Origin of the sequence: Microcystis sp. M113S1, from assembly GCF_020246945.1 — a bacterium.
Lineage (GTDB): Bacteria > Cyanobacteriota > Cyanobacteriia > Cyanobacteriales > Microcystaceae > Microcystis.
Map to the genome: position 1 here is coordinate 1 of NZ_JADBSA010000204.1, position 22,030 is coordinate 22,030.

Here is a 22,030-nt window from a genome sequence, read left to right on the forward strand (position 1 = left end):
ATCAAAAAGTACCAGGCATGGGAGTGATCAGGGGGAAAATTCAGGTACTTTTTCCCTGAAAATTAGGTAGTTGACCACCTGAAAATCGGTAAAACCCATCCCCCATCCCCCATCCCCCATCCCCCATCCCCCATCCCCCAACCCCCAACCCCCAACCCCCAACCCCCACCGAAAAACTTTTTCAGCAGACCCTATTTAGGCTATTTGTCAGTTATCAAAGCTTTTTTACCACTTCTGCGGCAGTCGCGAGGACGGATCGTGAATTTTAGTTCTATCAATGGACTAATCGTATTTCCGAGTGTTGGCACAGGGTGCGCCGCAAAATATGCTGTCGAGGCGATGTCGGATGCTTTTCGTATGGAATTAGCCCCTTGGGGAATTAAAGTATCGATCATCGAACCAGGAGCGATCGCCACCCCTTTGTGGCAAAAAACCCAAGAGGCTTTTGAAGAGTTACCGAAATATGTATCGATGGAAACTCTTCAGTTATACTATCCATCTTGGTCGGAAGCTTTAAAAAAGTCGAGATCGGAAACCAATTTATTTTACAAAATTGCCACATCACCAGAACAAGTTGTACCCTCCATTCTGCACGCGTTAACTAGCAGGAACCCCAAAATTCGCTATCGTATCGGTCTTGATGCTAAAGCTCTGGCTTTGATAAACTGGTTATTGCCAAATTGGTTATTTGATTTTATAGCTAGGAGGGTTTTTCTGTATCGGTAGTTCTTACTGAAAAAGGATACAGATTGTCTTTTGTCCATACTAACCCCGTGTGCAACTATATTTTTAGTCTTGATTTACAAGGCTCTCAGAAATCAGCCGAGATAAAGTATCCTCTGGAACCCTGATTCTGTCGTTTTTAGTTGCACATCGCATCATAATATAAAAACATGATTGCCGCTTATATAAAACAAAAATAACTCTCAAGAAATAGCGATGAAACCTAATTCATTATCCAAGCATTCTCATCCTTTACGCTGGATATTAGCCCTTCCCTTGCCGTTATGACAACAACTGTTACCAGTGTGGGGATAGTTTATCAAGTTTTCCCCTGGAGATGGGGTAAGTTCACCTATTTCTCAATCAAAAGCAACAACACCCCGTATTATGAAAGTAGCTGCGTTGGCAAGATTAGAACCTGAAAGTGAGGTTATCCGTCTAGACGCTCCCTTACCCTTAGATGGCGATCGCAAAAATTGCGATCGATGAACAAATGGAATTATTAGGTAAAATTCTTACTACTTATTTACAGAAAAACTGTTAACCCCCAACAATCGCTTATTAACTGCAAAATTACTAACAGAAATTCTATGAACGGTAAAACTTTTGTGAAACCCAATCAAAAGTTAATAATCGGGTTAATAGTATTAGGCACAGGATTATTAGGAATAACCACCTTTTATAGCCTTTCCCAAGTCGCCCCCAAACCCGAAACCAAAACCCCTGTAGTTGCGTCGTCCGCACCGCAAAAAATCACCGCTTTAGGCAGAATTGAACCAAGGACAGAAATTATCAGCATATCTGCCCCGATGTTGCTTGATTCCGATCGAGTCAAGCAATTATTAGTCGATGAAGGAGATAGCGTCAAAACGGGACAAATAATCGCCATTCTCGAAAGTCAGGAAAGATTAGAGGATAACCTGCGACAGGCACAAGAACAGGTGAAAGTAGCCGCATCCAAACTAGAACAGGTGAAAGCTGGGGCAAAAATCGGCGAAATCGATGCTAATACCGCTAACGTGCGGAAAATCGAGGCACAATGGTTAGGAGATCAAGCAAACCAACGGACAACTATCCAAAGATTAACAGCGCAATTAGACGGGGATAGGGCTGCCCAAAAAGCGACAATTGGCAAATTAGAAGCAGAATATCGCAATGCCAAAGCTGAATTCGATCGCTACGAAAAACTCTATCAAGAAGGAGCTATTTCCGCCTCTAGTTTTGATAGTAAAAGACTGAATTTAGAAACCAGTAATCAACAACTCACAGAAGCAAAAGTTACCCTAGAGAGGATTGAACGCACCGGCAAACAAGAGATACAAGAAGCCAAGACTACCCTAGCCCGGATTGAATCCACCGGTCAACAGCAGATCAAAGAGGCCAAATCCACTTTAAATCAAGTCTCAGAAGTGCGGGGAGTCGATGTGCGGGCAGCCCAAGCGGAGGTAAATGCTGCCCTAGTTGCCGTTAAAAAAGCCCAAACCGAGTTAAATCAGGCCTATATTCGATCGCCAATTACCGGCAAAGTGATTAAAGTCAATACCCGGATCGGGGAACAAATCAGCGCTCAAGGAATTGTTGACCTCGCTGAAACCGAGCGCATGGAAGTAATTGCCGAAATCTATCAAAGCGATATCGGGAAAATTCGCGAGGGACAAACTGCCACGATTACCGGATCGGCGTTTACGGGCGAAGTTAGCGGAAAAGTGCGCTTAATTGCCTTAAAAGTTGACCAACAAAATATCTTCAGCAATCAACCAGGAGAAAACTTCGATCGCAAAGTTATCTCTGTCCGTATTGCCTTAGATCGCGAAAACAGTCAAAAAGTGGCAGGTTTAACCAATTCCCAAGTAACTGTAACTATCCATGAGTAGGTTTTAGGGGAAGTGGGGAAGTGGGGAAGTGGGGAAGTGGGGAAGTGGGGAAGTGGGGAAGTGGGGAATTTCAAATAAAACCCCAACACCCCAACACCCCAACACCCCAACACCCAAAACCCCAACACCCCAACACCCCAACACCCCAACCCCCAACCCCCATCACCTAACACCCAATGAAACTAACCCATCTATTCAAAAAAACGCCCCTATCTTGGTTACAGGTGACGCGAGAGAAAACCCGTTTGATCGTGGCTATTGCCGGGATTGCTTTTGCAGACTTCTTAATTTTCACGCAGTTGGGGTTTCGGGATGCCTTATTTGATGCTTCCGTTAAACCCCATTATGTCCTCGATGCGGATTTAGTCCTGATTAATCCCCAATTTGATACCCTCTTTGCTGTGAAAAGTTTCTCTCGCGATCGCTTGTACCAAGCTAAAAGAGTCGAGGGCATTCAATCTATAGCCCCAGTTTATATTGCTTCTGCCCAGTGGCGCAATCCCGAAACTGCCCTAGAAAGAACTACTTTAGTCTTTGGTTTTGATCCCAGTCAACGGGTTTTTACTCTCCCGGAAGTTAATCAAAAATCCAGTGATCTGAAGATGTTAAATCGCGTCTTGTACGATCAAGCAGGAAGACCAGAATTCGGTCCAATTGCCGATTTACTCCAGAAAAACCCCGATTTGACAGTTCAGTTAAATAGAAAAGAGGCACAGGTAGCGGGAATTTTTACCCTTGGTGCCTCCTTTGCTGCCGATGGTAACGTCATTAGCAGTGATTCTACCTTTTTAAGGCTCTTTCCCGAACGCCAACCCCACGAAATCGATATAGGACTGGTGAAACTGCAACCCGGGGCAAATATCGAGGCAGTAAAAGCCAATTTACAGGCACTTTTCCCTAAAAATGAAGTAATAGTCCTTACTTTAAAAGAATTTGCTGAAAGGGAAAAAACCTATTGGGCAAATGGTACAGCCATTGGTTTTATCTTTGGTTTAGGTACAGTAGTCGGTTTTATCGTCGGTATCGTCATTGTCTATCAGATTCTCTATTCCGATGTCACCGATCACTTACCCGAATACGCTACCCTAAAAGCTATGGGTTACGGTGATTGGTATTTAGTCGGGGTTTTGATGCAAGAGGCTTTATTACTAGCGGTTTTGGGATATATACCGGGGTTTATCGTTTCTCTTGGTGTTTATCATCTCGCTTCCTCCGCTACACTTTTACCGATAGTGATGACTACCCCTAGGGCGATCGAAGTTTTAATCCTAACAATTATTATGTGTATTGCCTCTGGAATTGTCGCTATGGGCAAATTAAGGACAGCAGATCCGGCCGATATTTTCTAAGCTATCAAGGGTGAAACAATGCTGATTTTTCAAAAAGAGCGAGAATTAGGGAATTTTAGCCCTAATGAACCCGTAATTGCCATTAAAGGCTTAAATCACTATTTTGGCACGGGAGAATTAAAAAAACAGGTTTTATACGATATCGATCTGGAAATTAAAGCGGGGGAAGTAGTGATTATGACCGGTCCTTCGGGATCGGGGAAAACTACTTTATTGAGTTTAATGGGAGGTTTGCGATCGGCACAAGAGGGCAGTTTAAAAATTCTCGGCCAAGAAATGTTAGGAATTGCTAAGGGCAAAATGCTGAAAATTCGCCGTCAAATTGGCTATATTTTTCAAGCACATAATTTACTAAAATTCCTGACAGCGAAACAAAACGTTAGGATGTCTTTGGAACTGCACGAGGAGTTTTTAGAACAAGATCTCGATCAAAAAGCCACGGCAATTTTGGAGTCGGTAGGTTTAGGTGACCGCGTTGATTATTATCCCCATGATCTATCGGGGGGACAAAAACAACGGGTTGCGATCGCTCGCGCCCTCGTCAGTCATCCCAAATTAGTCCTCGCTGATGAACCGACCGCGGCCTTAGATAAACAATCCGGGCGCGATGTGGTGGAAATCATGCAGAAATTGGCAAAAGAACAAGGTTGCACGATTTTACTTGTCACCCACGATAACCGGATTCTCGACATCGCTGATCGCATTGTCAACATGGAGGATGGTCGTTTAAGCGATTAACTGCCCAAAAATTACTTGCCAAAAATTGGCCTTTCATGTTAGACTAAAATAATGTCATCTTGGAGAGGTGGCAGAGTGGTCGAATGCGGCAGATTGCTAATCTGTTGTACGAATCGTAAGACCGTACCGAGGGTTCGAATCCCTCCCTCTCCGTGTTTTTTCGGTATGTTCGATGACTGCTGGCCATGATTATTTCTGCTCCGTATATGGTCCGGTTGCCTCTTGGCGTTTCGGCAGTTCCCTGGGCATTGATCCGATTGGTTTAGTTTCCACCTGTTCCTTTAACTGTGCCTACTGTCAGTTAGGAGAAATTGAGCAAAAAACCGAGCAACGAAAAACTTTTATCACCAGCGAACAAATTAGCAGGGATTTAAGGGATTTTGCTCCTTGGGATGTGGATATAGTCACTCTCAGTGGTAGCGGGGAACCCACCCTCGCCCTCAATTTAGGGGAAATACTGGCCACCGTCAAGGAATTGACCAGGCGGCCGGTGGCGGTCTTAACCAATACTACCCTCTTGGGAGATGCCCGAGTGCGTCAAGACTTGAGCAAAGCTGATATCGTCGCCGCTAAAATCGATGCTGTTTCCGAAGCCCAATGGCGACGGGTTAACCGTCCAGTCCCCGGCCTGGATTGGCAGATTCTTTGGTCGGGATTAAGACAATTTCGCCAAGAATGGTCGGGAAAACTAGCAATTCAAACCATGGTGCTGGCCTCTTGGTCGCCCCAAGATCAAGACCAGTATATCGATTTGATGCAACAGCTACAACCCGATGAAATTCAACTTAACACCCCGACCCGTCCCCGGGCAAGACAAAGACAATTAGAAACCCGCGGTAATAATCCCCTCACCGCTGCCGACGGAATGCAAATTCTCAAACCCGTAAACGCTGAAATATTGGCAATTTGGGCGCAAAAAATTGCCACGGCCACGGGAATTACCGTACGCTGTGTGCCACTTACCGCCACAGGTCTCTAAGGCTTTGGTTTTTCTTCTTTCGGCTTCACATTAAAATAAGCCTCCATTACCTGACGTACCATAGGTGCGGCCACTTTACCACCACCACCGCCGGAATGTTCCGCAAAGGCGACCACGACAATTTCGGGCTTGTCGAAGGGCGCGAAAGCTCCAAACCAAGCGTGGGACTTCCCGGGAGGTGCTTCTGCCGTGCCGCTTTTGCCCGCTACGGGCGGTAAAGCGGGGTCCGATAGGGCCCGACCAGTTCCTTCCGCTACCACGGCTCTCAGGGACTTTCTCAGGGTGTCTAGGGTGCTAGGTTTCATGTTCAAAGACTTTCGCCATTCCTTAACATCGCGGGCATCCTGTAAAAGGTGCGGTTTCACCAAAAAACCACCGTTAGCGGGGACAGCAAACATCACAGCTACTTGTAGGGGAGTTGCGAGGGTAAATCCTTGACCGATCGACATATTAATCGTATCCCCTACGGACCAATCCCAGTTTTTAAAATTACGCAGTTTCCAATCGCGATCGGCAATTAACCCCGGAGTTTCTTCCGCTAATTCTATACCGGTTTTCTGACCGAAACCGTAGCGCCGAGCCATGGCAATTAAAGCCGGACCCCCCACCCCGCGACCAATTTGACCGTGAAAAGTGTTACTACTCATAGCCATGGCCCTGACAAAACCGATCGGCCCAAAACCGGCGTGATTCCATTCTCCAAAAGCTGTCCCCCCCACATAAAGGGCGGCAAAGGTATTTAAGACCGTATTGGGGGGAAATTTACCCGATTCCATGCCGGCAGTGGCAGTGACGACTTTAAAGGTGGAAGCGGGGGGGAATCCTTGCAGAGCGCGGTTAACAAAAGGGTTGCCCTCCGCTTGTAGTTTTTTCCAAGTGGTGGTGGTAATTGGGGCCGAGAACACATTGGGATCGAAACTAGGATAACTGACCATGGCCCGCACGGAACCATCCCGGGGATCGATCGCCACGATCGCACCTTTGCGTTTTCCTAAAGCGGCCTCGGCGGCTTTTTGGAGTTTTAAATCTAGTGTCAGGGTGACATCTTGCCCCGGTTTAGCAATTTTTTGGCCGAGAATTTGGATTACTTGTCCCGATCCGTTGACCTCTAACTGCATTCCCCCCCATTCTCCCCGCAATTTTGACTCGTAGGCGGCTTCTACACCCATTTTACCGACGACATCTCCCAATCGGTAGCCCTGGGGTCTTTTGGCTTTATATTCCTCTGGGGTTAGTTCCCCGGTATAACCGAGAATATGCGCCCCGATTTTACCATTGGGATAGTAGCGCACTGATTCCACGTCCACTTCAATGCCGGTTAATTCGTCTTTGTATTCCTCTAGGGCGATAATTTGGCCTGGAGTTAAACCCCTAGCGATGCGGATCAGGGTGGAGGGGTTTTCGTCCGCTTCGTTAATTCGTTTTTCTAGGTCGCTTTTGGGAATGCCTAAAATACTGGCTAAACGGTCAAGATTGAGTTTTTGAGCGGGATTACGCTGGGATTTCGGCCAAATATAGGCCGCATGGGTTAAGCGGGCCGTGGCCAAAACTTTGCCATTGCGATCGAATAAGTTGCCCCGGACTGGGGGTTTGGGAAGAATGCGAATCCGGTTATTTTCTGCCCTTTCTCGGTTAATTTGTCCTTGCTGCAGTTGTAAATATGCCAATCGTGAGCCGACTCCTCCTAGCAGGACAATGCTAATTAATCCCATAATTAGCCATGACTGACGCTGACGACCGACTAGACGCTCTTTATCTGTGATTTTATTCTGTAATTTATTCGGCGATGACCGCTTCGGCGAGTTGAGCGGTTTTTTCGGTTTTAGTTTGACTTTGGTTTTTGATAGGAGTCCGCTATTACGCATTTGCTTAAAGTTAAAAGTTTAAAAGTTATTAGGGCAGTTATCAGTTATCAGTTATCAGTTATCAGTTATCAGTTATCAGTTATCAGTTATCAGTTATCAGTTATCAGTTATCAGTTATCAGTTATGAGATTTGAGTTTTAAGTAAGGAGTATTAAGTGAGCGGTTTCAAATAGCACTTTCCTAATGTCTTTTCACTGGTTACTGGTTACTGATCACTGCTTACTGGTTACTGATCACTGTTTACTGATCACTGTTCACTGTTCACTGTTCACTGAAAAGGACGCAATACTAGGTGATTTAGCTCCTCTCTTTACTAAAGTTCAGGGTATCCGCAATATATCTTAACAAAATCGGAGTAAATACAAAGGAGTGGAAGGAACCACACCAGACACAGAGGACACAAAGATTGATCGCTTCTATAGTAAGTTAAAGAGAGCCAAGAAACTGGCACACATATATAGTTAAGAGTTTGTCAAGTGTTTCTTAACTATATGTAACATTATCCCTGCTCAAAATGTAATCACACTGCGGATAGAATCCCCTTGTCGCATCAGGTCAAAAGCCTCGTTAATTCTTGCCAGAGGCAGAACATGGGTGATTAAATCATCGATGTTAATCTTGCCCTCCATGTACCAATCGACTATTTTTGGTACATCTGTACGGCCTCTCGCTCCACCAAAAGCCGTACCTTTCCAGACGCGTCCGGTGACTAATTGAAAAGGACGGGTACTAATTTCTTGGCCTGCCCCGGCTACACCGATAATAGTGGCAACACCCCAACCTTTATGGCAACATTCCAAAGCTTGACGCATAATCTGGACATTGCCGATACACTCAAAACTATAATCGGCCCCACCTTTAGTTAAATCCACCAGATAGGCCACTAAATCCCCCTCAATTTCTTGGGGATTAACAAAATGAGTCATCCCGAATTTGGTCGCTAAAGCTTGTTTCTGGGGATTGATATCGACCCCGACAATCATATCGGCCCCCACCAAACGGGCCCCTTGAATAACATTTAAACCGATACCTCCCAGACCAAAAACCACCACTTTTGCCCCCGGTTCCACTTTAGCGGTATTAATCACCGCACCGATACCTGTAGTGACTCCGCAGCCGATATAACAGACTTTTTCAAAGGGAGCATCGGGGCGAATCTTGGCCAGGGAAATCTCCGGCAGCACGGTATAATTAGCAAAAGTCGAGGTTCCCATGTAGTGATAAAGAGGCTGACCATCGAGGGAAAAACGACTGGTTCCATCCGGCATTACTCCCCGACCTTGGGTAAGACGAATCGCTTGACAGAGATTGGTTTTAAAGCTGAGACAGTATTCGCACTGACGACATTCGGGAATGTATAGGGGAATCACAGGATCGCCCACTTTCAGGCTAGTGACACCTTTTCCCACTTCTACCACGATTCCTGCCCCCTCATGACCTAAAATTGAGGGAAATAAGCCTTCAGGATCGGCCCCAGAGAGAGTATAGGCATCGGTGTGACAAACTCCCGTGGCTTTGATTTCTACTAACACTTCCCCCGCTTGCGGTGCGGCTAATTGTACCGTTTCAATAGTTAGGGGTTTTCCCGCTTCTAGGGCAACTGCCGCTCGAACATCCATAGGCTCAAAGCAATAGGTTTTTCCCAGTATAATACCGTTAAACTGCTGAAGAGTTGTAATAGAACAATTCTCAACTTATCTCTATGTTAGTCCTCACCATCCGCGAAGAAGGAATGAACGATGGTGGCTTTACTGCTAGTCTCAATTTTGATAGCGGTAACAGCTACCCAATTACGGTTACTGACCCCTTTACTAACCAAGAAGAAAGACAACTAGAATGGTACTTTGAGGAATGGTTAGTATTTCCCACCCTAGACAGGGATAAAGCGCAAAAAGCCGCCAACAGCGTCCAAAACTATGGCGAAAACCTATTTAAACAGGTTTTCCAGAGTAATTTAAATGCTTATGGGGAATATCGAGACTTGCGAAAGCAGTTAAGTCAACTGCAAATTATCATCGAAAGTCAGTCGCCAGAATTTCAAGCTTTACATTGGGAAGCGCTGAAAGATCCTGATTTACCGCGTCCTTTTTCTATAGATTGTATCATCTCCCGTCAGCGTCGAGGGGCTACAGTTGTCCCGGTGCAAATGGCCACTTATCCTACTATCAATCTTCTGGTGGTGATTGCGCGTCCTAATGAGGAATCTGATGTTAACTATCGCACGATTTCCCGTCCTTTAGTAGAACTGGTAAATAGTAGTGAAATACCAGTAAAAATTGATATTTTGCGTCCCGGAACTTATGAATCACTAACCAGACATCTGGATGAGAAGGGAGAAGGATACTATCATGTTATTCATTTCGATGTTCATGGCGAATTGATGAAGTATGAACAGTACGAAAGACAGGTTCACGGGGATTCTTGGCGCTATCAAAGGGGATGGGGACTGGAGGATTTAGCAGAATATGAGGGAGTAAAAGCTTTTCTGTTTCTGGAAGGAGAAGAAAAAGGTCAAGCGACTCCGGTAGAAGCGACGGAATTAGCGAATTTACTCACGGGGAAAAATATCCCTATTTGTATTCTCAATGCTTGTCAGTCAGCAAAGCAAATTTCCCAGGAATCAGAAGACTATCGGGAAACCAGTTTAGGGAGTCGTTTGATGACTGCGGGAATGCAAGCTGTGGTAGCGATGGGATATTCGGTGACGGTTTCTGCAGCTAAGTTGATGATGAAACCAATTTATCAGCAATTATTGAACGGAAAAGACCTAACGGAAGCGATGCGAAAAGGACGGTTAGAGTTATTCAATAATAAGCAACGCCGCACCTATTATAACACGATAATAGATTTAGAAGATTGGTTATTACCGGTGATTTATTGTCGCGGTAAAATTAATCTCAATTTGCGTCCATTTACTCCAGAAGAGGAGGAAAAATACTGGGAACATATCGGCAATCAATATGTCTTTCCTTTACCAGAATACGGCTTTGTGGGAAGGGATTTAGAAATTCTCAAGATGGAAAAGGCGCTGCTGAAACATAATATCCTTTTACTCAAAGGAATGGGAGGGACAGGAAAAACTACTTTACTCAATTATCTACGAGAATGGTGGCAGAAAACCAACTGGGCGACCCATATTTTCTATTTTGGTTATGATAAAAAAGCTTGGACGTTAGAACAGATTGTCCATGAAATCGGTCAGGGAATTTATAATCGCTTTGAACAGGGGAGTTTCCAAGCGATGAACCTGAAAGCGCGGGTGAGGAAACTAGAACAAAAACTCCGCAGTGAGGCGTATATTCTCATTTTAGATAATCTGGAGTCGGTGACGGGACAACCGTTAGCAATTCAGAATACTTTACCGGAGAATGAGAGGGAAGCAATCGCCGAATTTCTCAAGAATTTGGTCGGGGGAAAAACGAAGGTGATTTTGGGTTCTCGCAGTGAGGAAACTTGGCTGCAACGCAGGACTTTTAAGGAGAATATCTATCACTTACAAGGATTAGACCAAGAGTCGAGAACTGAATTAGCGGAGAGAATCTTAGAACGTCAGGCGAAGAGTCGGAAAAATGCGATTAAAAAGGATGATTATTTTAAACGCTTGATGAAATTGTTGGCGGGGTATCCGTTGGCGATGGAAGTGGTATTAGCGAATCTGAAGCGACAGTCACCGGAGGAGATTTGGCAAGGGTTACAGTTGGCGGAGTTAGTTAATGTGGGGGATGAGAATAAGACTAATAATATCATCAAGTGTGTGGAATATTCCCACAGTAATTTGTCGGAGGAGGCGCAGAAGTTGTTACTATGTTTAGCGCCTTTTAGTGGGTTTATTCCCAGGGATGTTATTCCTAATTATAGCCAACAACTACAGCAATTAGAACCTTTACAAGGCTATCAATTTGACCAATTCGATGCAGCGATAGAAGAAGCGATTCATTGGGGTTTGCTTTCGCCGATGAGTGAAGAAATGCCGAGTTTTTTGACTATCCAGCCTATTTTTCCCTACTTCCTAAAGACGAAGTTAAAGGAATTAGCACCAGAGACGCAAGCAGCAATTTGGGAGGGATTTAAGAATCATTACCGAGGATTGGCAAGTTATTATGATCACTTACTACGTTCCAAAAATCCGCAAGAGAAGCAGTGGGGGATATTGTTCTGTCGCTGGGAGTATGAAAATCTGTTTAATGCGTTGCAAATCGCCCTCAATCAGCAAGAAAGCGTAATTAGTATTATTACTTGCTTGCATAGTTATCTGGAGTTAACCCAAGATACTCAGGCTAATTTAAAGCTCCTAGAGTTCGTTCTCGAAACTTTTGAAAACTATCCCCCTGAAGCCAAACAAGGGCAGATGGCACTAGAAATCATTGCTATAATTGTCGAGGCAGGAAGCAAATATTTACAAAGTAAAAATTATCAGAAAGCGAAAGAGATTTACCAAAAGAGCCTCGAATTACTCAAGCCAATTAGTGAAAGTTACAGTCAATCTAAGCAATCTTTGCAAGCCGTCACCCTGCACCAGTTGGGAATGGTAGCGGCAGAATTGAGGGAATGGGAGCAAGCCCGAAGCTACTACCGGCAAGCTCTTGAGATCTGCATTGAATATGGCGCTGCCGGAGGCACGCAAAGCGCCCGCTACGAGCAAGCCCGCACCCTGCACCAGTTGGGAAGAGTAGCCCAAGAATTGAGGGAATGGGAGCAAGCCCGAAGCCACTACCAGCAAGCTCTTGAGATCAAGATTGAATATGGCGATCGCTACTCCCAAGCCAGCACCCTGCACCAGTTGGGAAGGGTAGCGGAAGAATTGAGGGAATGGGAGCAAGTCCGAAGCTACTACCGGCAAGCTCTTGAGATATTCATTGAATATGGCGCCCGCTACGAGCAAGCCAGCACCCTGCACCAGTTGGGAATCGTAGCGCAAGAATTGAGGGAATGGGAGCAAGCCCGAAGCTACTACCGGCAAGCTCTTGAGATCTACATTGAATATGGCGCCCGCTATGAGCAAGCCGGAACCCTGCACAATTTGGGAATGGTAGCGGAAGGAGTTGGGGAATTGAGCCAAGCCAAAAGTTATTACCTGCAAGCCTTACAAATTTGGGCAGAATTTAACGATAATTACAGTGTACAAACCTTTTCTTTGCCCCGTCTTGTTGCTCTTTATCAGCAAACGCAAGATGAGGAGATTTTCGTTGCTGTGGCTGATATTTTGGGGGTTGGGGTTGAGGAGGTGCGGGGTTTGCTGGAGGGTTAGAATGGGTTTTGGGCGCAGGGATTGTTTGAGCGCAATCATTGTTTGGGCGCAAGCATTGCGCCCCTACGGGGGAAATATTGGTTTGTCTTGGGATCTCGAAGTGTTCGGCGATGAAGCTGTTGAGTAATTCCTTTGAGGCTTGAGGTTAGTATAATTATGACAACCGCCAAGGCTGTTAGGATATTTACAATCTCCGAAACCCTCTCAGGTTGTACTTTTGATTTCTGACTTGCGCGTAGCGCTATAACAGGAGGACAAATCGAATGGCGGCTCTCTTGGATTTGGTGGGTAAAATGTATTCTAAGATACATTCCTCCTAGCGAGGGGGTGGAACGAACCACAAAGACACAAAGGACACAAAGATCGATCGATCATATAGTAAGTTAAACTTATCACACAGAACCTAGAAGAGCCGAATGGCAGCAAACCTAATTATTAAATATGACCCCACTGGAGACATTCTCTATATTAACAAATGCGCTCCCTATACCGAACAAGAATCCGAAGAATTAGGAGATGATATTATCGTGAGAGTCAACCCAAAAACCGAAGAAATAGAAAACCTAGAAATCCTTTTTTTCTCCCAAAGACTACAAGAAAACAACGAACTCCAACTTCCCCTCATCGCCAATCTCCGCTTGGCAGTTTAGTGTAATCAGATTGAGTAAATCATTAAAACAACTTAGCTTATGTCTGCAAATATTCGTCAACAACTCCATCAACATATCGATCAATTACCAGATCACATATTGGTTTGTTACGCTACAAACTACCACTAGATATAGATATAACCCAAGCCAAAGACACGAAGCAAATCTCGGCATCCTTCTTCAAAATTATCATTAAAATTAATAATTTGGAAGCTAGGTAAGACCCAAGAAAGTTTTGTATATTCACAAGGTTGATAGAGAATTGGCAAAATTTTATCTTCAAAACGCTGATCTTGTAAAGTAAAAATTAGTTCTCGCTTTACCCACATAGAATCGACCGCATCAGGAGAGAGAACGATAATAAACCAATCACATCGCCTCAAAGCTTTCCCAATTTCATCATGCCATTGCTGTGCGCCTAAAATATTAGTTTCACTATACCAAACGGGAACTCCATGACGGCGTAATTCATTGGCCAAATGAGAGACAAACTCTCGATTTTTGCTAGAATGGGAAAGAAAAGCTTCTTGGGGAATCATCTCATACCTATAGTTAAAATTAGACAAAGCATAGCTTGGGATGAGACAAGCCAAATCTAAAAGTGGTGTATCTCATGAGTCAGTCCGTCGGAGCTTGTCGTATTTTTAAGTGCCTGTGTAATTTCTTTCAATTCTTGATTGTCTTGTTCAAGATTAGGGACGAAAATCATTGGAAATTTTTTGAGAATCCAAGGAATATGTTCTAGGTTTGAATTATCTGAGGAAGAGACAATAACAGGAATGATACGACCTTGATACTTTTCTTCTCCAATTGCATAACTAATATCAGAAACAACATTAAAAGGCTTCAGTGATTCTGGTGTTAATAAGACTATCATTGCTTCAGATTCTTGTAAGGCTTTACCTATGTTATTAGCCCAGTTTTCCCCGGGTAACATTTCAGCAGCATCCCAAACTTGAAAGCCATCTTCTTTGAGAGAATCAGCAACTCTCTTAGCTAACTTAGCCTCAGTAAAGGCATGACTAATAAAAACTTTCATATTCTTTCTAGCTTCCTCGATATTTAAATTAATTCAACTGATTTATTCATAATCTGCTGACAATTTACTAAGAGTATAGCGTTTTTAGTCGCTAGAGAAACTCATTTACTCCTCGACTTCATCAGGAATAGATTCAGCTAACTTAAGCATAGCGCCTAAATCGACTGTTTCTTCAGCGAAATCTCCCGTGCGGGCTTCTGCGAGTCCCCGTTTGAGCGACTCGCGGACACTAGGATTCTGAAAAGCCCATAGTTCTCCCCCCAGAATCGCCACCATGGGAACCAAAAGAAGTTCCCCGCTTGCATTCATCAGTATCCGATAGTGACGGTTGCTACATTGAGTCCCAAGGCTAATCCGTCCGCAAGCATCAGCCTGAATATCTTCTTTAATGAGCGAAAAATTCTGATACTCCATCACGTCTCCTCCTCTGTTCATATACTTATTCTAGATAAGTTACCCAATTTGGGCAATAGGGTTATGTCCATTTAGCTTCTCACTACCTAAAGAAAACAGGTTAAACTTGTTCGGGCTAGAGCCTTGACAACCAACCTAGTTTGTAGTCGAAGCTCCCTTCGCTAAATTCTCTCCCCTTTCCTTGTAGGAGAAAGGCCAGGGGAGAGGTCAATAATTAAGAACCCAATGCGATCACACTATCTGGTAAAGATCAAGTATAATAATAAATATAAAGACCAAATTATTCATCTACCGTTAACTTAATGAAAGCCAAATGAACTTATTAAAACAATCGGACATTCAAGAAAATCCCACAACACTTTACGAACAAGATCTTCAGTTGTGGATTGAGCAAACTATTCATCAATTACAGAATCGACAGTTTGAACAACTGGATATAGAAAACTTAATTGAGGAGTTAAAAGATTTGGGTAAGTCAGAGAAACGCGCCTTAGAGAGCAACTTAATGGTCTTGTTGATTCACTTACTCAAATTAAAGATACAGCATGATGCTCCTGAGACAATGAAAGCAAGTTGGTATAATTCAGTAGATGAGCATCGCCAGCGCGTTCAAGATGATTTACTTAAGACTCCCTCTCTTAAATCTTATCTCTTAATCTCCATCACACAAGCCTATTCCAGCGCTCGTAAAGTCGCCATCAAACAGGGTAAACGCGCTCAATTTGGTATTCGTATTCCCCAAGAAAGTGAGTATCCCCTCGCTTGTCCTTTCACACCTGAACAGATTCTAAATGAGGACTTTTACGGGTAAAAACGAAAGTAAACATTATCGATAATAAAACCATGAAACCAGAATATGACCTTGCCAACATGAAAAATCGCCCGAATGACCTAACCCCCCTTCCCTGGGAAATAAGGGGGGAATAAAGTTTTTAACACCTAACTACTTATATCTCAATAAATCTCTTGGATAAATCATAGCAAAGTGAACCTTTCATGTACTCTAAATTAAGGAGAAGACGATGGCTAATCTGGATGATGTAGGAAGAGCGAAAGCAGCTGATAAAAACCTGAACGATGCTAACCGAAGCGATGTGCAGGTAAACAAAACAAGACCATATCCTTAACTGTTCTCTCTGATTTAGAGCAGTTAACCCTATCAGTAACCGATATTTTGCTTGGTTAAATTAAAAATAGAAAATTACCATTAAAGTAAGTGTTAATTAAGTAGGTAAATATGGTTCAATTTTTACAAGCAAAAGAAGTCACTCTCAGAGATTTAATTAATCATTTTCAACTACAGTTTATAGAAGATAAGCATTTTTTTGGGGAATGGCAGGAAGATATAGAAGCAATCTCTGACCAAGAAAAAGAATTGTTAGATAAAATCAAAACAGGTTATTTTAACTTATTGAATTATCCTCCCTTTTTGGAAACTTCGGTGAGGATGACGGTTTTAGACCCATTATTATTTATTGGTAACTTTTATCTATGTCCCTTTCACATTAAAGCAGAAGATTCCGTTGAAATTATTACAGAAGAGCAAGATTTAATAATTAAAGGAAGGTTAGATACTTTAATTATAAAAGAGCAATTATGGGTAATGATTATTGAATCAAAACGGGTTATTTATTCCGTTGAAGTAGGTTTACCGCAATTATTAGCTTATTTAATGGCCAATCCTCATCCAAACCGTCCTAATTATGGAATGTTGACCAATGGTTCCGAGTTTTTATTCGTTAAATTATTATGGAACGACAAACCTTTATACGGAACCTCTCGTTTATTTGCCATGAGAAATCCGGGGGATTTATATGAAGTTCTCAAAATCCTGAAACATCTCTGTCAGCCTAGCGAGGGGGTGGAATGAACCACAGAGACACAAAGGACACAAAGATCGATCGCTTCTATGGTAAGTTAAGCTGATCACACAGAACCTAGAAGAGCCGGGATTAGAGGAGATTCAGCTAATCTAAGGATGGGCGGTTAAGAATTTTTTCGGCTTTTCTTGACTATTTCAGCCTGATTTGTCCTGACAAGCTCAAAAATACGAGAGTTTTTGTCTAGAATTGCCTGGCCTGAGAGGGGAATGATAAAGTTAGATAAGAAAATTAAAGATGGTGTGATTAAAATGAAATTTGCTGCTAGTACCTATTTTTCCCTGCTGCGTCATTGTGCCGTTCCTTTGTTGTCGATCGCTACTTTTACGCCAATTCTCTTAACTTATTTAGCCAAGGAAAAACCAGAAACCCCGCAACCGCAGGCAAATCTAGAAACTGCTGCCTCCCCTGCTCCTATTATCCCATCTCCGATCGCACCCTTAACCGCACCATCGCCGAAACTATCCCCCTCTCCCCAATCTTCTGCGATTCCAAAATCAGCACCCTCTCCCCAATCTTCCCCCTTGGCACCGAAAAAATTAGCGCCATCGGTTCAAACTTCCCCTAATACTTCCCCTAATACTTCCCCCGCTGCTGCGGCCAAACCAGTGACTAGACAACCCTTAGTGGTTCCCGCTAATTATACGCCGCCGGCCATAGAAATTCGCGTGGCGATTAAAAGGGATGTGGCCAGTGTTTTGATTGGAGTTAACGGACCGGCGGTGATCACCGATCGCCAAGGTCGCGGTTTAAAAACGATTGCCACTAACGAGGGTTTACCGGTCACTCCAGATGCCAATGGCTTAAAAATGGGCGATTTATCGCTGCCAGAGGTGATTTTTGTGCAGCCCACCAGTGCCGATGGTTTAGTTTATGTGGATGATAGTTGGTATCGGGGCAAAGTGCTGCTGGTGTCCCAAGGCGATCGCTTATTAGTGGTCAATCATGTTAATTTAGAGGCCTATCTCTATAGTGTGGTGGGTAGTGAAATGCACTCCACCGCGCCAATGCACGCTTTAAAGGCACAAGCGATCGCCGCTCGTTCCTACGCCCTAGTACATATAATCCGCCCCGCTAATGCTTGGTTTCATCTGGGCAATAGCCAACGCTGGCAGGTATATAAAGGCATTCGCTCGGAGTATCAATCGACTCACCAAGCGGTTAATGCCACTGCTGGGCAGATTCTCAGTTATAAAGGGGGTGTAGTCGAGTCTCTTTATGCTGCCACCGATGAAATTGTCGCTTGGGCCCACGGTGGTCGCGGTATGAGTCAAACTGGGGCTTATAAATTAGCGGAAAAAGGCCTAGATTATCAACAAATTCTCGGTAATTATTATCCCGGAGTTGGTTTAGCCCGTCTAGTTCTACAAAATTAGATTGATAGGCTTTCTCGACTGAAAACTCAAATCTGATCACTGATAACTGAAATGCCGACCATAGCAGATTTCTAGCAACTGTATTAGAATAAACTTTCAAAATGCTATAGCAGTAAATCTCTCTATGAATAGCCCCTTTCTCGACTACCTCAACGGACCCAAACATCCCGTCCTCGTCTTTGATGGGGCGATGGGAACTTCCCTACAAAGCCAAAATCTCACGGCCGAGGACTTTGGTGGGGCAGAATACGAAGGGTGTAACGAGTATCTTGTCCATACTAAACCTAGTGCCGTAGCCAAAGTCCACGAAGCTTTTTTAGCGGTGGGTGCGGATGTGATTGAAACCGACACCTTCGGGGGAACCTCGATAGTTTTAGCCGAGTACGATTTAGCCGATCAAGCCTATTATATCAACAAAACCGCCGCCGAACTGGCCAAGGCTTGCGCTAATAAATACTCTACCCCCGAAAAACCGCGTTTTGTGGCGGGTTCCATGGGGCCGGGGACAAAACTGCCCACTTTGGGTCATATTGACTTTGATACGCTCAAAAATGCCTATGTGGAACAGGTAGAGGGTCTGTATGATGGCGGAGCAGATTTATTATTAGTAGAAACCTGTCAGGATGTCCTGCAAATTAAAGCGGCTTTAAATGCTATTGAAGAAGTATTTCAGAAAAAAGGTCAACGATTGCCCCTAATGGTTTCAGTGACGATGGAAACCATGGGAACGATGTTAGTAGGAACGGAAATTAATGCCGTTGTCTCTATTTTACAACCCTATAAAATCGATATTTTGGGACTTAACTGCGCCACTGGTCCCGATTTGATGAAACCCCATATTAAATATCTCTCGGAAAATTCCCCTTTTATTGTTTCTTGTATTCCTAACGCTGGTTTACCGGAAAATGTCGGCGGTCAAGCGCACTATCGCCTCACTCCCGTAGAATTAAAAATGGCTTTAATGCACTTTATCGAAGATTTGGGAGTACAAATTATCGGCGGTTGTTGTGGTACTCGTCCCGACCATATTCAAGCTTTAGCGGAACTAAGTCAGGGTTTAACTCCGAAATCTCGTCATTATCATTATGAACCCTCCGCCGCTTCTATCTACAGCACTCAACCCTATATTCAAGATAATTCTTTCCTTATTGTCGGGGAAAAATTAAACGCCAGTGGTTCTAAAAAATGTCGGGAACTTCTCAATGATGAAGACTGGGATAGTTTAGTATCTATGGCGAAAGCGCAGGTAAAAGAAGGGGCGCATATTCTGGATCTCAACGTCGATTATGTGGGCCGGGATGGGGTGCGCGATATGCACCAATTAGCCTCTCGTTTAGTTAATAATGTCACCCTACCTTTAATGTTAGATTCCACCGAATGGGAAAAAATGGAAGCGGGGTTAAAAGTAGCGGGGGGTAAATGTATCCTCAACTCTACTAACTACGAAGACGGGGAACCGCGTTTTTATCAAGTCTTGGATTTAGCGAAAAAATACGGTGCGGGGGTAGTAATTGGAACCATTGATGAAGAAGGAATGGGACGCACTGCCGAGAAAAAATTCCAGATAGCTAAACGGGCCTATTATGCGGCGATAGAATACGGAATTCCTCCCTACGAAATCTTTTTTGATCCTCTAGCTTTACCGATTTCTACCGGTATCGAAGAAGACCGAGAAAATGGCAAGGCTACTATCGAAGCAATAGGCCGAATTCGCCAAGAATTGCCAGAATGTCACATGATTTTAGGTGTGTCTAATATCTCCTTTGGCTTGAATCCAGCAGCGCGTCAGGTATTAAATTCCGTCTTCCTCAACGAAGCGATGCAGGTGGGGATGGATGGGGCAATTGTCAGTGCTAATAAAATTCTTCCTCTGGCAAAAATTGAACCAGAATATCAGCAAGTTTGTCTGGATTTAATCTATGATAATCGTCGTTTTGATGGCGATATATGTGTTTATGATCCCCTGACCAAATTAACCGAATTATTTGCGGGGAAAACTACTAAAAAAGACCCCTCTAGTAATGCTAATTTACCCGTGGAGGAACGCTTAAAACAGCATATTATTGATGGGGAAAGATTGGGACTGGAAGGTGCTTTGAATCAAGCTTTACAGGACTATCCACCCCTAGATATTATTAATATTTTCCTCCTGGATGGGATGAAGGTAGTGGGTGAGTTATTTGGTTCAGGACAAATGCAGTTACCTTTTGTTCTCCAATCTGCCCAAACTATGAAAGCAGCCGTTGCTTTTTTAGAACCCTTTATGGAGAAAAAAGAGGGTGATAATAATGCCAAAGGGACTTTTATTATCGCAACGGTTAAAGGGGATGTTCACGATATCGGTAAAAATTTAGTTGATATTATCTTGACCAATAACGGCTATAAGGTGATTAATTTGGGCATTAAACAACCCGTAGAAAATATCATCGAAGCCTACAAAGAACATAAAGCCGATTGTATCGCTATGAGCGGTTTATTGGTGAAATCGACGGCTTTTATGAAGGAAAATCTGGAGGTTTTTAACGAAAAAGGAATCACCGTTCCCGTTATCCTTGGCGGGGCAGCTTTAACTCCCAAATTTGTCCATGATGACTGTCAAAAAACCTACAAGGGAAAGGTTATCTATGGTAAAGATGCCTTCTCTGACCTGCATTTTATGGATAAATTAATGCCCGCTAAAGCTGGGGGCCAATGGGATGATAGTAAAGGCTTTTTAGGGGAGTTTGTCGAGGGAGAAAAAACCCCGGTTGTCGCCGAAGAATTAGAGGTTAATCCCGATACTATTTTTACCGATGGCAGCGTCAACAAAGAATTAGTTATTGATACCCGTCGTTCGGAAGCGGTGGAAGTTAATATTCCCCGACCAACACCGCCCTTCTGGGGTACTAAAATATTAACAGCAGCAGAAATTCCCATCGAGGAGGTTTTCTGGTATTTGGACCTACAAGCTTTATTTGTCGGTCAATGGCAATTCCGCAAACCAAAAAGCCAACCGAAGCAGGAATACGACCAGTTTTTACAGGAAAAAGTTCATCCAATTCTGGCAGCATGGAAAGAGAAAATTGTCAAGGAAAATTTACTAAACCCCACATTAATTTATGGTTATTTTCCCTGTCAATCCTCTGGTAATTCCCTCTTAATTTACGATCCCGAATCGATACAAGCGGGCGAAAAACCCGAAAATCTGCAACCGATCGCCATTTTTGAGTTTCCTCGCCAGAAATCCGGTCGTCGTCTCTGTATTGCTGACTTTTTCGCCCCGCAGGAATCCGGTATTATCGACGTTTTCCCGATGCAAGCGGTGACAGTGGGGGAAATCGCCACGGAATACGCTAAATCTCTCTTTGATGCCAACCAATATACCGAATACCTCTATTATCACGGCATGGCTGTCCAAGCCGCCGAAGCCATGGCCGAATGGACCCACACCCGCATCCGTCGCGAGTTAGGTTTCGCACAGTTCGATCCTGATAATATCCGCGATATACTACAACAGCGTTACCAAGGTTCTCGCTATAGTTTCGGCTATCCCGCTTGTCCCAATATTCAGGATCAATACAAGCAACTAGATCTGTTAGGATGCGATCGCATTGGGATGTCTATGGACGAAAGCGAACAATTGTACCCAGAACAATCCACCACCGCCATTATCACCTATCACCCCACCGCTAAATACTTTAGTACCTAATCAGTGATCAGTGATCAGTTATCAGTTATCAGTGATCAGTAAACAGTAAACAGTAAACAGTGACCAATAACTAGGGTTTGCTGAATAAATCTAAAAACCTTATCCAACAAGGTTTTTAGACTTTTTTTCCCTCAAAAAGTGCCGACCCTTGGAGTGATTGGGGGGAAAATTCAGGGACTTTTTCCCTGAAAATTAGGTAATTGACCA

General features: G+C 43.7%; 16 protein-coding genes and 1 tRNA gene. 12 read left to right on the plus strand and 5 right to left on the minus strand.

From position 1 onward, the window contains the following. Positions 1 to 204: 204 nt before the first annotated feature. The 6 genes from IM319_RS10395 (at position 205) to IM319_RS10420 (ending at position 5,663) form a co-directional block, all read left to right on the plus strand. On the plus strand, positions 205 to 726 hold the full coding sequence (locus IM319_RS10395; RefSeq protein ID WP_287735540.1) for an SDR family NAD(P)-dependent oxidoreductase: 522 nt from the start codon (positions 205 to 207) through the stop codon (positions 724 to 726). A 587-nt stretch (positions 727 to 1,313) separates the two neighbouring features. After that, positions 1,314 to 2,597: an ABC exporter membrane fusion protein gene (locus tag IM319_RS10400; RefSeq protein ID WP_287735541.1), complete on the plus strand. Its 1,284-nt coding sequence runs from the start codon at positions 1,314 to 1,316 to the stop codon at positions 2,595 to 2,597. A 176-nt stretch (positions 2,598 to 2,773) separates the two neighbouring features. After that, positions 2,774 to 3,946, plus strand: coding sequence for an ABC transporter permease DevC (devC, locus tag IM319_RS10405; protein WP_287735542.1), 1,173 nt, complete (start codon positions 2,774 to 2,776; stop codon positions 3,944 to 3,946). An 18-nt stretch (positions 3,947 to 3,964) separates the two neighbouring features. After that, positions 3,965 to 4,684 (plus strand): DevA family ABC transporter ATP-binding protein, encoded by a 720-nt coding sequence (locus tag IM319_RS10410; RefSeq protein ID WP_286826783.1) that lies wholly within the window; start codon positions 3,965 to 3,967, stop codon positions 4,682 to 4,684. A 61-nt stretch (positions 4,685 to 4,745) separates the two neighbouring features. Further along, positions 4,746 to 4,837 (plus strand) — tRNA-Ser (locus IM319_RS10415). Positions 4,838 to 4,856: 19 nt separating this feature from the next. Next, entirely contained in the window at positions 4,857 to 5,663 is an 807-nt protein-coding gene (locus tag IM319_RS10420) for a radical SAM protein (RefSeq protein ID WP_287735543.1), read from the plus strand. On the opposite strand, the gene mrdA is transcribed toward IM319_RS10420, so the two are convergent. After that, positions 5,660 to 7,528: a penicillin-binding protein 2 gene (gene mrdA, locus IM319_RS10425; protein ID WP_287735544.1), complete on the minus strand. Its 1,869-nt coding sequence runs from the start codon at positions 7,526 to 7,528 to the stop codon at positions 5,660 to 5,662. The two genes, IM319_RS10420 and mrdA, sit on opposite strands and share 4 nt — an antisense overlap. Before the next feature lie 509 nt (positions 7,529 to 8,037). Continuing rightward, a complete protein-coding gene (locus IM319_RS10430) occupies positions 8,038 to 9,147 on the minus strand; it encodes an S-(hydroxymethyl)glutathione dehydrogenase/class III alcohol dehydrogenase (RefSeq protein WP_045356261.1) in 1,110 nt (369 codons plus the stop codon). An 83-nt stretch (positions 9,148 to 9,230) separates the two neighbouring features. Here IM319_RS10430 and IM319_RS10435 point away from each other — a divergent pair, with 83 nt between their 5' ends. Both IM319_RS10435 and IM319_RS10440 read left to right on the plus strand, forming a co-directional pair. Next, positions 9,231 to 12,776: a tetratricopeptide repeat protein gene (locus IM319_RS10435; RefSeq protein WP_287735545.1), complete on the plus strand. Its 3,546-nt coding sequence runs from the start codon at positions 9,231 to 9,233 to the stop codon at positions 12,774 to 12,776. A 416-nt stretch (positions 12,777 to 13,192) separates the two neighbouring features. Then, positions 13,193 to 13,426, plus strand: a complete 234-nt coding sequence (locus IM319_RS10440) for a DUF2283 domain-containing protein (RefSeq protein WP_002736855.1) — start codon at positions 13,193 to 13,195, stop codon at positions 13,424 to 13,426. A 125-nt stretch (positions 13,427 to 13,551) separates the two neighbouring features. Here the strand turns inward: IM319_RS10440 and IM319_RS10445 are convergent, their stop codons facing one another. The 3 genes from IM319_RS10445 to IM319_RS10455 form a co-directional block, all read right to left on the minus strand. After that, entirely contained in the window at positions 13,552 to 13,992 is a 441-nt protein-coding gene (locus tag IM319_RS10445) for a toll/interleukin-1 receptor domain-containing protein (protein WP_287115928.1), read from the minus strand. A gap of 29 nt (positions 13,993 to 14,021) precedes the next feature. Further along, positions 14,022 to 14,465 (minus strand): toll/interleukin-1 receptor domain-containing protein, encoded by a 444-nt coding sequence (locus IM319_RS10450; protein ID WP_002735722.1) that lies wholly within the window; start codon positions 14,463 to 14,465, stop codon positions 14,022 to 14,024. A gap of 105 nt (positions 14,466 to 14,570) precedes the next feature. Continuing rightward, positions 14,571 to 14,879, minus strand: a complete 309-nt coding sequence (locus IM319_RS10455; protein ID WP_353857194.1) for a hypothetical protein — start codon at positions 14,877 to 14,879, stop codon at positions 14,571 to 14,573. Positions 14,880 to 15,192: 313 nt separating this feature from the next. Here IM319_RS10455 and IM319_RS10460 point away from each other — a divergent pair, with 313 nt between their 5' ends. The 4 genes from IM319_RS10460 (at position 15,193) to metH (ending at position 21,823) form a co-directional block, all read left to right on the plus strand. Then, positions 15,193 to 15,690, plus strand: coding sequence for a DUF29 domain-containing protein (locus IM319_RS10460; protein WP_002798842.1), 498 nt, complete (start codon positions 15,193 to 15,195; stop codon positions 15,688 to 15,690). A gap of 426 nt (positions 15,691 to 16,116) precedes the next feature. Then, complete coding sequence (locus tag IM319_RS10465; protein ID WP_287735547.1) at positions 16,117 to 16,749, plus strand: restriction endonuclease subunit R; 633 nt, start codon at positions 16,117 to 16,119, stop codon at positions 16,747 to 16,749. A 219-nt stretch (positions 16,750 to 16,968) separates the two neighbouring features. Further along, a complete protein-coding gene (locus IM319_RS10470) occupies positions 16,969 to 18,135 on the plus strand; it encodes a SpoIID/LytB domain-containing protein (protein WP_287735548.1) in 1,167 nt (388 codons plus the stop codon). Between the two features lie 124 nt (positions 18,136 to 18,259). Next, complete coding sequence (gene metH / locus IM319_RS10475) at positions 18,260 to 21,823, plus strand: methionine synthase (protein ID WP_287735549.1); 3,564 nt, start codon at positions 18,260 to 18,262, stop codon at positions 21,821 to 21,823. Positions 21,824 to 22,030 lie beyond the last annotated feature (207 nt).

Excerpts from the sequence above, each read along its gene's own strand:
- IM319_RS10400 (WP_287735541.1), top strand. The coding sequence starts at position 1,314 with ATGAACGGTAAAACTTTTGTGAAACCCAATCAAAAGTTAATAATCGGG.
- devC (WP_287735542.1), top strand. The coding sequence starts at position 2,774 with ATGAAACTAACCCATCTATTCAAAAAAACGCCCCTATCTTGGTTACAG.
- IM319_RS10410 (WP_286826783.1), top strand. The coding sequence starts at position 3,965 with ATGCTGATTTTTCAAAAAGAGCGAGAATTAGGGAATTTTAGCCCTAAT.
- IM319_RS10420 (WP_287735543.1), top strand. The coding sequence starts at position 4,857 with ATGACTGCTGGCCATGATTATTTCTGCTCCGTATATGGTCCGGTTGCC.
- mrdA (WP_287735544.1), bottom strand. The coding sequence starts at position 7,528 with ATGCGTAATAGCGGACTCCTATCAAAAACCAAAGTCAAACTAAAACCG.
- IM319_RS10430 (WP_045356261.1), bottom strand. The coding sequence starts at position 9,147 with ATGGATGTTCGAGCGGCAGTTGCCCTAGAAGCGGGAAAACCCCTAACT.
- IM319_RS10435 (WP_287735545.1), top strand. The coding sequence starts at position 9,231 with ATGTTAGTCCTCACCATCCGCGAAGAAGGAATGAACGATGGTGGCTTT.
- IM319_RS10440 (WP_002736855.1), top strand. The coding sequence starts at position 13,193 with ATGGCAGCAAACCTAATTATTAAATATGACCCCACTGGAGACATTCTC.
- IM319_RS10450 (WP_002735722.1), bottom strand. The coding sequence starts at position 14,465 with ATGAAAGTTTTTATTAGTCATGCCTTTACTGAGGCTAAGTTAGCTAAG.
- IM319_RS10455 (WP_353857194.1), bottom strand. The coding sequence starts at position 14,879 with ATGGAGTATCAGAATTTTTCGCTCATTAAAGAAGATATTCAGGCTGAT.
- IM319_RS10460 (WP_002798842.1), top strand. The coding sequence starts at position 15,193 with ATGAACTTATTAAAACAATCGGACATTCAAGAAAATCCCACAACACTT.
- IM319_RS10465 (WP_287735547.1), top strand. The coding sequence starts at position 16,117 with ATGGTTCAATTTTTACAAGCAAAAGAAGTCACTCTCAGAGATTTAATT.
- IM319_RS10470 (WP_287735548.1), top strand. The coding sequence starts at position 16,969 with ATGATAAAGTTAGATAAGAAAATTAAAGATGGTGTGATTAAAATGAAA.
- metH (WP_287735549.1), top strand. The coding sequence starts at position 18,260 with ATGAATAGCCCCTTTCTCGACTACCTCAACGGACCCAAACATCCCGTC.